The 13755-nt window shown below is 73.3% G+C and carries 16 protein-coding genes; 1 reads left to right on the top strand and 15 read right to left on the bottom strand.

Annotated elements, in window-relative coordinates:
- Positions 1 to 63 precede the first annotated feature (63 nt).
- The 15 genes from atpC to VGB14_04575 all read right to left on the bottom strand — a co-directional run bounded on the left by atpC (position 64) and on the right by VGB14_04575 (position 12639).
- Positions 64 to 453, bottom strand: coding sequence for an ATP synthase F1 subunit epsilon (gene atpC / locus VGB14_04645; protein HEX9992197.1), 390 nt, complete (start codon positions 451 to 453; stop codon positions 64 to 66).
- 12 nt (positions 454 to 465) lie between these two features.
- On the bottom strand, positions 466 to 1923 hold the full coding sequence (gene atpD / locus VGB14_04640) for a F0F1 ATP synthase subunit beta (protein HEX9992196.1): 1458 nt from the start codon (positions 1921 to 1923) through the stop codon (positions 466 to 468).
- Positions 1920 to 2933: a F0F1 ATP synthase subunit gamma gene (locus VGB14_04635; GenBank protein ID HEX9992195.1), complete on the bottom strand. Its 1014-nt coding sequence runs from the start codon at positions 2931 to 2933 to the stop codon at positions 1920 to 1922. The genes atpD and VGB14_04635 overlap by 4 nt, the downstream gene beginning before the upstream one ends.
- Positions 2934 to 2938: 5 nt before the next feature.
- Positions 2939 to 4498, bottom strand: a complete 1560-nt coding sequence (atpA, locus tag VGB14_04630; GenBank protein HEX9992194.1) for a F0F1 ATP synthase subunit alpha — start codon at positions 4496 to 4498, stop codon at positions 2939 to 2941.
- A gap of 16 nt (positions 4499 to 4514) precedes the next feature.
- On the bottom strand, positions 4515 to 5042 hold the full coding sequence (gene atpH, locus VGB14_04625) for an ATP synthase F1 subunit delta (GenBank protein HEX9992193.1): 528 nt from the start codon (positions 5040 to 5042) through the stop codon (positions 4515 to 4517).
- A complete protein-coding gene (gene atpF / locus VGB14_04620; protein HEX9992192.1) occupies positions 5032 to 5733 on the bottom strand; it encodes a F0F1 ATP synthase subunit B in 702 nt (233 codons plus the stop codon). The genes atpH and atpF overlap by 11 nt, the downstream gene beginning before the upstream one ends.
- Positions 5734 to 5750: 17 nt before the next feature.
- Positions 5751 to 6014, bottom strand: a complete 264-nt coding sequence (gene atpE, locus VGB14_04615) for an ATP synthase F0 subunit C (GenBank protein HEX9992191.1) — start codon at positions 6012 to 6014, stop codon at positions 5751 to 5753.
- Between the two features lie 8 nt (positions 6015 to 6022).
- Positions 6023 to 6787: a F0F1 ATP synthase subunit A gene (gene atpB / locus VGB14_04610; protein HEX9992190.1), complete on the bottom strand. Its 765-nt coding sequence runs from the start codon at positions 6785 to 6787 to the stop codon at positions 6023 to 6025.
- 3 nt (positions 6788 to 6790) lie between these two features.
- Positions 6791 to 7216, bottom strand: coding sequence for an ATP synthase subunit I (locus VGB14_04605; protein ID HEX9992189.1), 426 nt, complete (start codon positions 7214 to 7216; stop codon positions 6791 to 6793).
- Positions 7213 to 7476: an AtpZ/AtpI family protein gene (locus tag VGB14_04600; GenBank protein ID HEX9992188.1), complete on the bottom strand. Its 264-nt coding sequence runs from the start codon at positions 7474 to 7476 to the stop codon at positions 7213 to 7215. The genes VGB14_04605 and VGB14_04600 overlap by 4 nt, the downstream gene beginning before the upstream one ends.
- A gap of 174 nt (positions 7477 to 7650) precedes the next feature.
- Positions 7651 to 8751, bottom strand: coding sequence for an MraY family glycosyltransferase (locus VGB14_04595; protein HEX9992187.1), 1101 nt, complete (start codon positions 8749 to 8751; stop codon positions 7651 to 7653).
- A gap of 54 nt (positions 8752 to 8805) precedes the next feature.
- A complete protein-coding gene (locus VGB14_04590; protein ID HEX9992186.1) occupies positions 8806 to 10281 on the bottom strand; it encodes a sugar transferase in 1476 nt (491 codons plus the stop codon).
- 82 nt (positions 10282 to 10363) lie between these two features.
- Positions 10364 to 10606, bottom strand: coding sequence for a hypothetical protein (locus tag VGB14_04585; protein HEX9992185.1), 243 nt, complete (start codon positions 10604 to 10606; stop codon positions 10364 to 10366).
- A gap of 209 nt (positions 10607 to 10815) precedes the next feature.
- Complete coding sequence (glyA, locus tag VGB14_04580; protein ID HEX9992184.1) at positions 10816 to 12057, bottom strand: serine hydroxymethyltransferase; 1242 nt, start codon at positions 12055 to 12057, stop codon at positions 10816 to 10818.
- 15 nt (positions 12058 to 12072) lie between these two features.
- Positions 12073 to 12639 (bottom strand): hypothetical protein, encoded by a 567-nt coding sequence (locus VGB14_04575; protein ID HEX9992183.1) that lies wholly within the window; start codon positions 12637 to 12639, stop codon positions 12073 to 12075.
- Between the two features lie 29 nt (positions 12640 to 12668).
- On the opposite strand from VGB14_04575, the gene VGB14_04570 reads away from it, so the two are divergent.
- Positions 12669 to 13637, top strand: a complete 969-nt coding sequence (locus VGB14_04570) for a glycosyltransferase (protein HEX9992182.1) — start codon at positions 12669 to 12671, stop codon at positions 13635 to 13637.
- The last annotated feature ends 118 nt before the right edge of the window (positions 13638 to 13755 follow it).

Genomic DNA, 13755 nt, shown 5'->3' with positions numbered 1-13755 from the left:
TCGCCCTCATCGCCTCGGGCTGACCCCAGCCGCCGTCCGCGACGGCGACGGGACCGCCCGGGGTCAGCGGGACTCGGCGACCTCGATGCGGACCATGGCCCGGCGGAGGGCGGCCTCGGCCTCGGCGTCGTCGCCCTCGCGGAGGCGGGCCTCGGCCCGCTCCCTCGCCCGCCTGGCCCGCTCGAGGTCGACGTGCTCGGGCAGCTCGGCCACGTCGGACAGCAGCGTGCAGCGGTTGGCGCTGACCTCGACGAAGCCGCCGTGCACGGCGACCCGCTGCACGGTGCCGTCGGCGAGGTGCACGCGGGCGACGTGCTCGGCGAGCGCGCCGATGAACGGGGCGTGGCCGGCGAGGAAGGCGACCTCGCCGTCGAGGGTGCGGGTGACGACCATGTCGGCGTCGCCCGAGAACAGGATGCGCTCGGGCGACACCAGCTGGACCTCGAGGGGCACGGCGCCGACCGCCTACTGCTCGGCCAGCTGCTTGGCCTTGGCCCTGGCCGACTCGGCGTTGCCGACGTTCAGGAAGGCCTGCTCGGGCAGGTCGTCGAGCTCGCCGTCCACCAGCATCTCGAAGCTCTCGACCGTCTCCTCGATCGGGACGGTGACCCCCTTCAGGCCGGTGAACACCTCGCCGACGTTGAACGGCTGGGACAGGAACCGCTGCACCTTGCGGGCCCGGTTGACCGTGACCCGGTCCTCCTCGGAGAGCTCGTCGAGGCCCAGGATGGCGATGATGTCCTGGAGCTCCTTGTACCGCTGGAGCACCTCCTGGGTCCGCCGGGCGACGTTGTAGTGGCGCTCGCCGACGACCTCGGGGGCGAGGATGGTCGAGGTGGAGGCGAGCGGGTCGACCGCCGGGTAGATGCCGAGGGCGGCGATCTGGCGGGACAGCTCGGTGGTGGCGTCGAGGTGGGTGAACGTCGTGAACGGCGCCGGGTCGGTGTAGTCGTCGGCCGGGACGTACACGGCCTGGACCGAGGTGATCGACCGGCCCCTGGTCGAGGTGATGCGCTCCTGGAGCTCGCCCATCTCGTCGGCGAGGGTCGGCTGGTAGCCGACGGCCGAGGGCATCCGGCCGAGCAGGGTCGACACCTCGGAGCCGGCCTGCACGAACCGGAAGATGTTGTCGACGAACAGCAGCACGTCCTGCTGGCGGACGTCGCGGAAGTACTCCGCGATCGTCAGCGCCGACAGGGCCACCCGCAGGCGCACGCCGGGCGGCTCGTCCATCTGGCCGTAGACGAGGGCGGCCTTGTCCATGACGCCGGACTCCCGCATCTCGAGCCAGAGGTCGGTGCCCTCCCTCGTGCGCTCGCCCACCCCGGCGAACACCGAGACGCCGCCGTGCAGGGTGGCGACCCGGTTGATCATCTCGAGGATGACGACGGTCTTGCCGACGCCGGCCCCGCCGAACAGGCCGATCTTGCCGCCCTGCACGTACGGGGTGAGCAGGTCGATGACCTTGATGCCGGTCTCGAACATCTGCGCCGACGGCTCCAGCTGGTCGAAGGCGGGGGCCTCGCGGTGGATCTCCCACCACTCGTCGATGCCCTCGACCGGCTCGCCGTGGGTGTCGAGGGGCTCGCCGATGACGTTGAACACGTGGCCGAGGACGGCGTCGCCCACCGGCATCGAGATGCCCCTGCCCGTGTTGTGCACGGGCGCGCCGCGGCGGAGGCCGTCGGTCGGCTTCAGGCAGATGGCCCTGACCCGGCCCTCGCCGATCTGCTGGGCGACCTCGGCGGTGACCACGACGGGCGTGCCGTCGATCTCCAGGGTCATCGTCAGGGCGGTGTTGATCTCGGGCAGGTGGCCGCGCGGGAACTCGACGTCGACGACGGGGCCGGCGATGGCCACGACCCGGCCGTCCTTGCGCTCGGTGGGCTCGGTGGTCGTCGGCTGGTTCTCGGTGACGGTCATGCGGGCGCTCCTCGGGTCGGCTGGCTGGCCGGCGGCGACGTGGTGAACGTGTCCGGGAAGAAGTCGATGCTGCCGGTGCGGTCGAGGTGGAGGTCGATCTCCCCGTCCCCGCCCGCGCTCTGGCGCAGCGCCTCGGCCCCGCCCACGATCTCCATGATCTCGGTGGTGATGGCGTCCTGGCGGGCCCGGTTCATCACCCGGGTCAGGTTGGTGATCAGGTCGTCGGCGTTGTCGGTGGCCGACTTCATGGCCCGCTGGCGGGCCGCGTGCTCCGACGCGGACGCCTCGAGCAGGGCGGCGAACAGGCGGGCCTCCGCGTAGCGGGGCAGCAGGCGCTCGAGGATGGTCGACGGGTCGGGCTCGAACTCGTAGGCGGCCGACGGCCCCTCGGCGCCCGCCTCGGCCGCTTCCCGCACGGCCGACGCGTCGAGGGGCAGGAGCCGGCGCACGACGACGCGCTGGCTGCCGGCCGACAGGAACTGGGTGTAGACGACCTCGACGACGTCGACGTCGCCGGCGTCGAACCGGCCGGTGACGGCCTCGGCGATCCGGCGGGCCTGCTCGTAGCGGGGCTGGTCGGTGACGCCGAGGAACACGTCCTCGGCCGGGAAGCCGCGGAACCGGAAGTAGGACTGCGCCTTCTTGCCCACGACGAACAGCGGCGTCTCCCGGCCCTGGGCCTGCTCCCTGCGCATCGACCGCTCGGCCGCCCTGATGACGTTGGAGTTGTAGGCGCCGGCCAGGCCGCGGTCGGCGGTGACGACCACGTAGCCGATGCGGCGGACCTCGTCGGGCTGGCGCAGGAGCGGGTGGTCGAGGCCGGCGCCCCCGGCCGCCAGGTTCCTGATGACCTCGGTGATCTGCTCGCTGTAGGGCCGGGCGGCGGCGACGCGCTGCTGCGCCTTGACGATCCGCGACGCCGCGATCAGCTCCATGGCGCGCGTGATCTTCTTGGTGCTCTCGATGCTCTTGATGCGGCGCCGCAGGATGCGTTCCTGGCCTCCGGCCACGGCGGCTAGTCCCCCTCGGTCCCCGTGGCGGCGACGGTCGTGGCCGTGGCCTGGAACTGCCGGGCGAAGCCGGCGACGGCGTCCCGCAGGGCGTCGCCCTCGGGGAGGGCGCCGGTCGTCCGGATGGTGTCGAGCACGTCGGCGTGGCGGGTCCTGCACCACTCGAGCAGCTCGGCCTCGAACCGGCGGACGTCGCTCACCGGCACCTCGTCGAGGAACCCGTTGGTGCCGGCGAAGATCGACACCACCTGCTCCTCCACGGGCATGGGGGCGTGCAGGTCCTGCTTCAGCAGCTCGGTCAGGCGGTAGCCCCGCTCCAGCTGGGCGGCCGACACCTTGTCGAGCTCGGAGCCGAACGTGGCGAACGCCTCGAGCTCGCGGAACTGGGCGAGGTCGAGCTTCAGCGTGCCGGCCACCGACTTCATCGCCTTGATCTGGGCCGCGCCGCCCACCCTGGACACCGAGATCCCGACGTCGATGGCCGGCCGCACGCCCGCCTTGAACAGGTCGTCGATGAGGAACACCTGGCCGTCGGTGATCGAGATGACGTTGGTCGGGATGTAGGCGGTGACGTCGCCGGCCTTGGTCTCGATCAGCGGCAAGGCCGTGAGGGACCCGCCGCCGTTGTCGTCGGACAGCTTGGCGGCCCGCTCGAGCAGCCGGCTGTGCAGGTAGAACACGTCGCCCGGGTAGGCCTCGCGGCCCGGCGGCCGGCGCAGCAGCAGCGACAGCTGGCGGTACGCCTCGGCCTGCTTCGACAGGTCGTCGTAGACGATCAGCGCGTGCTCGCCGTTCTCCATCCAGTGCTGGCCCATGGCGCAGCCCGCGTAGGGGGCGAGGTACTTGAACGGCGCCGGGTCCGACGCGGGGGCCGACACGACGACCGTGTAGTCCATGGCGCCGCGCTCGCGGAGGGTGGCGACCGTCTGGGCCACCGTCGAGCCCTTCTGGCCGACGGCGACGTAGATGCACTTCACCCCCAACCCCTTCTGGTTGAGGATCGTGTCGATGCAGACGGCGGTCTTGCCGGTCTTGCGGTCGCCGATGATCAGCTCCCGCTGGCCCCGCCCGATCGGCGTCATGGCGTCGATGGCCTTGATGCCGGTCTGGAGGGGCTCGTGGACGGGCTTGCGGCCGGTGATGCCGGGCGCCTGGACCTCCATCCGCCGCGACACGGCGTCGCGGATCGGGCCCTTGGCGTCGATGGGCTCGCCCAGGGCGTTGACGACCCGGCCGAGCAGCGCGTCGCCGACCGGCACGGAGAGGATGCGCCCGGTGGCGGTGACGGCCTGGCCCTCCTCGACGTCGCCGGCCCGCTCGGCCACGGCCAGGACGACGGCGCCGATCGACTCCTCGTCGAGGTTCAGGGCGAGGCCGACGGCCCCGGTCTCGAACTCCAGCAGCTCGTTCACGGCCGCGTCGGGCAGGCCCGAGATGCGGGCGATGCCGTCGCCCACCTCGAGCACCCGGCCGACCTGGCGGGCCTCGAGGCCGGGCGAGAAGCCCTCCAGGTTGCGGCGGAGGGCGGCGGTGATGTCGGCGGGGTTGATCGTCAGCTCGGCCATGGGCGGCGAGTTCCTCTCAGAGTCGTTCGCGTAGCTGGTTCAGGCGATGGCGGACGGAGCCGTCGATGACGGTGTCGCCGACCTGGGCGACCAGGCCGCCGAGGATGGTCGGGTCGATGATCACCTTGACCTCGACCTGCTTCCCGGTGGCGTTGGACAGCGCGGCGGCGAGCCGGGTGCGCTGGTCCTCGCTCAGCTCCACCACCGACCGGACCTCGGCCACCTCGTGGTGGCGTGAGGTGGCCGCCCTCGCCACCAGCCGGTCGATGATGGCCGGCAGGTCGCGCCCCCGGCCGGCACCCACCACGAAGGATACGAGCGCCGTGGTCAGGGGCTGCGCCCGCGGGCCGAGGAGGTCCTCGACGATCTGCTGGCGCCGGGACGCGGGCAGCGACGCGTCGGTCAGCGCGTCGCGCAGCTCGTCGCTGCCCTCGAGCGTCCTGGCGAAGCGGAACAGCTCGTCCTCGATGTCCCCGAGGGTGCCCTCGACGGACGCGACCTCGAAGAGCGCGGACGCGTAGCCCTCGATCCGGTCAGCGACCATCGCCCGAGGCCCCGACCTGGCGGATGAAGCTCTCGACCAGCGCCGTGTTGGTCTCGCGGTCGAGGCTGCGCTGGACGACGACCTCGGCGGCGCCGATGGCGAGCTGGGACACCTCGGCCCGGAGGTCGGCGATGGCCTGGCTCTTGGCCGCCTCGACGTCGGCGGACGCCCGCCGTCGCATCTCGGAGATCTCGGCCTCGGCCCTGGCCTGGAGGTCGCGCCGCATGGCGTCGGCCGTCTGGCGGGCCTCCTCGATGATCCGGCCGGCCTCGCTCCTCGCGTCGTCGAGCTGGGCCCGGTACTGGTCGAGGACCGACTGGGCCTCGGCCTTCGCCCGCTCGGCGGCGTCGACGCTCGACCTGATGCGCTCGGTGCGGTCGGTCATCGCCTTGCGCAGCGGCGGGAAGGCGAAGCGCCACAGGAGGAACAGCAGGACGAGGAACGAGATGATCCCCCAGATCAGCTCGTCGGTGGCCGGGAGGATCGGGCTCGGGGCCTCCTGGCAGTCCTCGGGCTCGCCGCCGTCCTCGAGGATCTCGAGGCACTCCTCGGTGTCGTGGCTGAGGTCGGCGTCGGCCCCCGTGTCGAGCTCGCCGCCCTGGTCCCCCCCGGTCTCCTGCGCCGTCGCCACGTGCGCGGGGCCGAGCAGGACGAGGAGGACGGCGGCGAGGCCGGTGAGCAGCGCTCGCATGCGCACGCGGTCGCCTCCTAGCCCGAGACGATGAAGGAGAGGACGAAGCCGAACAGGGCGAGCGCCTCGGTGAAGGCGATGCCGAGGAACATGGTCGTGCGGACCATGCCGGCGGCCTCCGGCTGGCGGGCCATGGCGGTGATGGCGTTGCCGACGACGATGCCGATGCCGATGCCGGGGCCGATGGCGGCGCCCCCGTAGACGATGCCGCGACCGACGGCGGTGAGGCCGTCGACGAGCTCGCCCGCCTCCTGCTGGGCGAGGACGTTGAGCAGGGACAAGGTTCCTCCTAGTGCTCGGGGTGCATCGCGCCGCCGATGTACACGGCGGTCAGGATCGTGAAGATGAACGCCTGCAGGAACGCCACCAGCACCTCGAAGCCGGTGAGGGCGATGAGCAGGCCGAGGGAGAACGGCCAGATGACGGCGAGGCCGCTCGGCTCGAACACCGACGCGGTGATGACGGCGAAGCTGACGAGCAGCAGGTGGCCGGCGAGCATGTTGGCGAAGAGCCGGACCGACAGCGACAGCGGCCGGACGAACAGGGTCGAGACGAACTCGATCGGCGTGACGAGGATGTAGAGGAACTTCGGCACCCCGGGCGGGAAGCACATCGACCGGAAGTAGCCGAACAGGCCCTGGGACCGGATGCCGACGACGTTGAAGATGGCCCAGACGAGGATGGCGAGGAAGGCCGGGAGGGCGATCCTCGCGTTCACCGGCATCTGCGCCCCCGGGATGATCTCCCAGATGTTGCAGACGAAGATGAACGAGAACAGGGTGGCGAGGAAGGGCAGGTAGCGCATGCCCTCCGGGCCCATCGTCTGCATGATGATCCCGTCGGTCACGAAGTCGACGACCGACTCGGCCACGTTCTGCACCCCGCTCGGCACCAGCTGGCGGCGGCGCGCGGCGAGGAAGAAGAACAGGAACACGAGCAGGACCGACAGCCACATGAGCAGGACGACCTTGTTGACGGCGAACGCGCCGTCGAGGAACAGGGTCGGCCACTCGATGACGTGGCTGACGGGCGGGAACTCGAGGGCGAAGGTCACCCGTCAGGCTCCTTTCCGGGGCTTCAGGCCGGGGAAGGCCAGCGAGGCCGAGACGTACCGGGTCTCCCAGAACAGCAGGCCGAGGTGGGACACGAGCACCGTGATGCCGAGCGGGACGAACGCCACCCAGCTCTGGTCGCGGACGGCGAGCAGCGCGAGCAGCACGAGCCCCATGCGGAGGAGGAAGCCGCCGAGGGCCGTCATCATCACGGCGGCCGGCGACACCCTGGCCGCCCACCCGAGCATGGCCGCCGACGCCACCAGGTTCAGGGCGACGACGGCGAGGCCGTAGGCCGCCGACAGGGCGCCGTCCCTGCCCCACACGGCGGCGGCGAGGAGGATCACGACGGGCACGGCCGGCAGGCCGCGCCGCAGCATGTCGCCGACGAGCTGGCGCTCGACCGGCGGGGCGTCGGGCATGCCGCTCACGACGGCGGCTCCCGGTGCCGGCGCAGGATGCGGTCCTCGTGGACCTTCATCTGGGCGGCGTACCCGTAGTAGGTCTTGATCGCACCGCTCACGATGGCGAGCGCGAACAGGACGACCATGAGGACGGGGGCCGTGCCGAGCCAGCGGTCGAGGAGCCAGCCGATGGCGCCGCACACGATCGGGGTGGCGACCATCTCGAAGGCGCGGGCCAGGGTCTCACCGAAGCCGTTGTAGGCCTCCTGCCTGTCGCGCAGGTCCACTGGTGTGTCGGCTCCCTTGCCGCGCCGGGTGCTTGTGAACAGATTCTCAATCTAGGCCGGGAGCGGCGCGGGCCGCAAGTTCCTCCCGGCGCGGCCCCCGACGCCCGGACGGGCGGGAACCCTAGTCGCGCCGCCAGGACGCACCGCACGCCGGAGGCCCGGGCCGGCGGGCCCTCAGTCGGCGCCGGCCCTCGCCCCCCGCCGCAGGCCGGGGTGGAACAGGGTGTAGAGGGCGAGGCCGAGGGCGGCGACCCCGAACGGCACGGCGGCGTCGCCCTCGTTCGTGTAGGTCGGGTACAGCACGAAACCGGACAGGATGGCCGTCCAGGTCCACAGGATCAGCACGCTGCGCCGGTGCCCGTGGCCGAGGCGCATGAGCCGGTGGTGCAGGTGGTCCTTGTCCGCCGTGGCGACGCCGGTGCGGCGGGTGGCCCGGCGGACGATGGCGAACAGGGTGTCGAGGATCGGGACGCCGAGGATGAACAGCGGGATGAACAGCGGGGCGAAGAAGAAGAACGTCTGGCCGCTGAACGGGTCGTCGTAGCGGCCGCCCACGGCGATCGTCGACGACGCCATCAGCAGCCCGAGGAGGAGGGCGCCGGTGTCGCCCATGATGATCCTCGCCGGGTGGAAGTTGTGGGGCAGGAACCCGAGGCACATGCCGAGCACGACGACGGCGACGAGCGGGCCGACGTTGCCCGGCTCGAGCACGTCGCCCAGCCGCTCGCCGTAGAGGAAGAAGGCGCCGGCGGCGATGGCGGTGATGCCGGCGGCCAGCCCGTCGAGGCCGTCGATGAGGTTGATGGCGTTGGCCATGCCGACCACCCACAGCACGGTCACGAGCGCCGACAGGTCGGCCGACAGCGAGAACATCCCGTAGAACGGGATGCGGAAGAACAGGATGCTGACCCCGAACAGCGACAGCACGCTGCCGGCCAGCACCATCCCGGCGAGCTTGGCCGGCGCCGACACCTCGCGGAGGTCGTCGAGCACGCCGACGGCCACGATGACGGCCGCGCCGAGCACGATCCCGAGCGGCTCGGAGCTGCCCTCGAACGCCTCCTCGAAGTCCCCGCTGGCCCACGCCGCGCCCATCGCCGCCACCAGCGCGACGAACATCGCCACCCCGCCGAGGGTCGGCAGCGGGGCCGGGTGGACCCGGCGCTCGTCCGGCGCCACGACCGCGCCGAGCCGGACGGCGGCCCGGCGGACCAGGGGGGTGAGGACGATCGTCGTCAGCACCGCGACGAGGAAGGGGATGGCGTAGCGCCCCATGCCGCCGCCATGCTGCCACGGCCTCCCCGGCGCCCCGGGGCGCCGGCGCGGGGGTCAGCCGACGGCGTCGACGGGGGCGGGCAGGTCGGTCACCTCCGGCGCCGGGGCGACGGGCACCTCGGTCGCCGGCACCCGGTCGCGGCGGCAGGCGGCGAGCGCGTCCCGCACGACCGTGGCGACGGTGCGGAGCATGATCCGCACGTCGAGCCACGGCGACCAGTGCTCGATGTAGAAGTTGTCGAACCGGGCCCGCTCGGCGATCGACGTGTCGCCCCGCAGCCCGTGCACCTGGGCCAGGCCGGTGAGGCCGACGGGCAGGCGGTGGCGGCGGTCGTAGCCGGCGACGGTCGACCGGAAGCGGGACACGTAGAACGGCCGCTCCGGGCGGGGGCCGACGATCGACATGTCGCCCCGCAGGACGTTCCACAGCTGGGGCAGCTCGTCCAGGCTGAGCCGCCGCAGCCACTTCCCCACCGCCGTCTGGCGGGGGTCGTCCTCCACCGACCAGGTGATGTCGGCGTCGTCGTTCACCCGCAGGGTGCGGAACTTGAGCACGTCGATCTCCCGGCCGTTCTGGCCGGTGCGGCGCTGGCGGAACAGCACCGGGCCGGGGCTCGTCAGCCGGACGGCGAGCGCGGCGGCGCCCATGACCGGCGACGTCACCACGATGGCGGCGGAGGCGACGGCGACGTCGATCACCCGCTTGCACCGCCACGCCGCGGCCCGCAGCGCGGCCCGGCGCACCTGGTACACGGGGATGCCCCACAGGTGCTCGACGCCCGGCCCGCCGGGCACGAGCCCGAGCTCGAAGAACCGGGGCACGACGTGGAGGTCCACGTCGAGCGACGACACCTGGCGGAGGACCTCGACGAGCTCCTGCTCGCCGGTCGGCCCGAAGGCGACGATCAGGCGGCGCACCTGGTGGCGCTCGATCACGTCCTGGAGGTCGCCCAGGGCGCCGAGCAGGGGCAGGCCGGGCTCGTCGCGGACGTCGTCGACCACGCCGATCGGCCGGAGGCCGTACTCGGGGTGGGCGTCGAGCAGCCGCAGGATCTCGAGGCCCACGGCACCGGCGCCGACCACCACCGTGCGGTCGCCCACCCGGCCGAGGCGCCGGGCCCGCCGCACGACCGAGTAGGCGACCGACCGCCCCAGCACCAGGGCGGCGGCGGTGACGGCGGCCTGCAGGGGCAACCCCTGGGGCAGGCCGACGATCGGGGACAGGGCGCCGAGGACGACCACGGGCACGGCGAGGCACTGCAGGAGGCGGCCGACCTCGTCGAGCACGGAGAGGGCGAGCTGGCGGCGGTAGGCGCCGGCGACGACGAGGGCGACCAGGCCGAGCAGGGCGTAGGCCAGCCCGCCGACGGACGGGCCGACGGCGGCCACGCCGGCGACGAGCGCGCCGGCGTCGACGACGGCCCGCAGCGACCACACACCGTGGCGCACCTTCGGCGCGGGGCCGAAGTCGGGTGCCGGAGCGGGCGGGGGCGCTGGCGCCGGGTCATGGGTGATGTTCAGGATCGCCATGCCGTACCCGCACGAGCGGGTCGCCCACCTCCTTCCATGTCTCGCACTCCTCGTTCGGCGCCGGGGGCCGTCGCACCTGCCGTCACGGCACGGCCCTCCGGCGGGCGACCACCAGCACGGTGCCGACGGCCACCGCCACCGCCCCGATCACGACCAGGCCGACCACGTCGCCACCGCTGACGGCCAGGGGCTCGTCGCCCGGGGCCTCGGTCGGCGGCGGTGCCGGCGCCGCGCCGGCCGGCCCGTCGGCGGCGGCGGCCGGGCCGGCGAGCGCCGCGAGCACCACGCCAACGGCCATCAGGACCACGGCCACCGCCCCACGCACCGGCCGCCTCCTCGCCCCGGAGGCACCCTTGCTGCCCATCGCCCGCTGCTCCCCTCCACCCGGACCACCTCGTCCGCTGCTCGCAAGACTACGTCACGTGGTCAGACGTTGTCACGTAGAGTGACGTTCACGCGGCGCGGCCGATGCTCCCGTCGTGGCGTACCCGTTCGGCCGCCCGGCATGCCGGATCGCGGAACCGAAACGAAGATTTAGCGGTACGGCGCGAACTTCGAGCAGAGGGTCCCGACCTCGTCGCGGACGGCGGTCAGCTCGGCCTCGTCCTCGCGATGGCGCAGCGCCCGGCCGATCAGGGAGGCGATCAGCGCCATCTCCTGCTCGCCCATGCCCTGGGTGGTCACGGCGGGCGTGCCGATGCGGACGCCGCTCGTGACGAACGGCGACCGGGGGTCGTCCGGGATCGTGTTCTTGTTGAGCGTGATCCCCGCCCGGTCGAGGACGGCCTGGGCCTCCTTGCCGGTCAGGCCCTCGTCGAAGGGCCGCAGGTCGACCAGCATGAGGTGGTTGTCGGTGCCGCCCGACACGAGCCGGAAGCCCTCGCGGGCGAGGCCGGCGGCGAGCGCCCTGGCGTTGGCCACGATGGCGTGCGCGTAGTCCCGGAACGAGGGGTGCAGGGCCTCCCGGAAGGCGACCGCCTTCGCCGCGATCACGTGCTCGAGCGGCCCGCCCTGGAGGCCAGGGAACACGGCCTTGTCGATCGCCGCGGCGTGCTCGGCCCGAGACAGGATCGCCCCGCCGCGCGGGCCCCGCAGGGTCTTGTGGGTGGTGAGGGTGACGACGTCCGCGTAGGGCACGGGCGACGGGTGGGCGCCGCCGGCGATGAGGCCGGCGATGTGGGCGGCGTCGAACAGCAGCACCGCGCCGACCTCGTCGCAGATCTCGCGCAGCGGCTCGGGCTCGATCACCCGCGGGTAGGCGGTGGCCCCGGCGACCACCATGCGCGGCCGCTCGCGGCGGGCGAGGTCGCGGATCTCGTCGTAGTCGATGCGCTCGTCGCTCGGTGTGACCCCGTAGGCGAGGAAGCGGTACAGCTTCCCGCTCGCGTTCACCGGCGAGCCGTGGGTGAGGTGGCCGCCGTGGTCGAGGCTCATCCCGAGCACGGTGTCGCCCGGCTCGAGCAGGGCCAGGTAGGCGGCCAGGTTGGCGTTGGCGCCGGCGTGGGGCTGCACGTTGGCGTGCTCGGCCCCGAACAGCTCCTTCAGCCGCGTCCTGGCCAGCTCCTCGGACTCGTCGATGTACCGGTTGCCGCCGTAGTAGCGCTTGCCCGGGTACCCCTCGGCGTACTTGTTGCTGAGCACCGACCCGGTGGCGGCCAGCACCGCCGGGGAGGCGAAGTTCTCGGACGCGATGAGCTGGAGGGTGGTGTTCTGGCGATCCAGCTCGCGGTCGAGGATCGCCTGCAGCTCGTCGTCCGGCTCCGTCGGCCACGGCATGGCGGGCTCCCTGGGTCAGGCCTCGGTCTTCCCCCAGAGGAGGTCGACCAGGCGGCTCGTGAGGTCGTCGAGCTCGTCGGCGGTGCGGTGGTAGTCCTCGACGGGGCGGCCGATGGGGTCCTCCACGTCGTCGTCGGTGCCGGCGCCGAGCACGTCGGACGGGCGACGACCGAGGCCGGCCCGGCCCAGCCAGGCGGCGACCGACTCGTGCGGCAGCCGGTGCCCGATGCGCTCGCCCCGGCGCACCAGCTCCTTCAACGTGAACGTGCGGGGGAAGATGGCGGGCGCGAGGACGACCGCCTCCCGGACGTGGCGGCGCTCCATGGCGAGGACGAGGTCGGGGCGCTGGAGCAGGTCGGCGGTGATCTTCCTGCTGCGGTGGGCCGACAGGTCGAGCCCCCGCCGGCCGAGCACGGTGACGGCGTTGGCCGACGCCTCCGCGTCGTCGTACAGCAGGCCGGCCGACGACACCGTCGCGTCCACCCCTCGCGCCGCCACGTGGTGGCGGAGCAGGGCCTCGGCCATGGGCGACCGGCAGATGTTGCCCGTGCAGAGCACCAGGATCTCGATGGCGGCGAGCATACCGGCGGCCTGCTCCTAGCCTGGCCGCCGTGCCGCCCAGGGTGAGCGTCGTCCTCCCGGCCCGCGACGCGGCGTCGACCGTCGGCGCCGCCGTCTCCTCCGTGCTGTGGCAGACGTTCTCCGACCTGGAGCTGATCGTGGTGGACGACGGGTCGACGGACCGCACGGCGGCCGTCGTGTCGGCCTTCGGCGACGACCGCGTCCGCCTGCTCTCGACCGGCGGGGTGGGCGTGGCCGCGGCCAGGAACCGGGCCGTCGAGGCGGCCACCGGCGAGCTCGTCACGTTCTGCGACGCCGACGACCTGCTGTTCGAGCAGCACCTCGAGGCGCTGGTCGAGCGGTGGGAGGCGCACGGCGGGATCGTCACCGCGAACGCGTGGTGGCTGTTCCCCGGCGGGATCACGCCCGGCCACACCCGCCACAAGGGCCGCTTCCCCCGCCTCGGCGAGCAGCGGCGGGCCATCCTCGAGCAGAACTTCGTGTCGATGATGTCGCTCTGCGCCCGCTCGCTGTTCCACGACGTGGGGCCCTTCGACGAGCGGCTGGAGCGGGCGTCGGACTGGGACCTCTGGATGCGGGCCGTGCTGGCCGGCGTGCCCGTCGCCCACCAGCCCCGGCCGCTCGCCCTGTACCGGTGGGGGGCGACCGGGCTGTCGACGGCCACCGACCGCATGGACGCGGCCGTCCGGGCCGTGCTCGAGAAGGCGGCCGCCCGCACCGACCTGACCGCCGAGGAGCGGGCCTACGTGGAGGGCCGGCTGGCCGGGCCGGGGCCGCGCGAGCTCGGCCGCCGGGGCGACGCCGCCCTGCGGGACGGTCGCTACGGCGAGGCCGCGACCCTCCTGCGGCGGGCGGCCGCGCTGTCGCCGAGCGAGCGCCGGCTGGTGTGGAAGGCGAGGGCGCTGTCGGTCGCCCCGCCCGTCACCGGGCGCCTGCTCCGGGCCCGGGACCTCCGGCGGTCGGCGCTGCTCGGGGCGGACGAGCGGCACGTCCGGTAGCGCCCCGCAGCCAGGCCGCGTCCTCCCGCGACAGCACCCGCAGCAGCCCGCCGGCGACGAGGAACACGCCGGCGCCGGCGGCCACGCCGAGCACCACGCCGGGCAGACCGGGCGCGGC

The organism is Acidimicrobiales bacterium (assembly GCA_036399815.1).
Lineage (GTDB): Bacteria > Actinomycetota > Acidimicrobiia > Acidimicrobiales > DASWMK01 > DASWMK01.
Note: the sequence above shows the minus strand (reverse complement) of the source record. Positions and strands in the feature narration are given on the sequence as shown.